Genomic DNA, 300 nt, shown 5'->3' on the forward strand with positions numbered 1-300 from the left:
TCTCGCTGGAGCTGATCCGCCGCTACGGCATCCGTGTATCCGAGCTGGGCGACTACTCCATGGAATACGACCTGAAGACCCCAGAGCAGCAGGCTGAGCTGGCGAACGTGGTCCGCTTTGCGATCGACCGCAGCCGTCTGACCCAGGAGCATCTGGATTACGTCATCGCGGCAGTCAAGGCGCTGTATGAGGATCGCGAGTCCATCCCGAACATGCGCATCGTCTGGGGCCACAAGCTGCCGATGCGTCACTTCCATGCCTTCCTCGAGCCCTACCCCAACGAAGAAAAGTAACCATATC

1 pseudogene is annotated in these 300 nt (G+C 59.7%); it reads left to right on the top strand.

Features of this window, described 5'->3' with window-relative positions:
• Nucleotides 1-293: pseudogene (locus ACYQ3S_RS15720) on the top strand (tryptophanase); the annotation flags it as partial.
• Nucleotides 294-300: the final 7 nt, after the last annotated feature.

The sequence above is a fragment of the Agathobaculum sp. TL06 genome, from assembly GCF_054658635.1.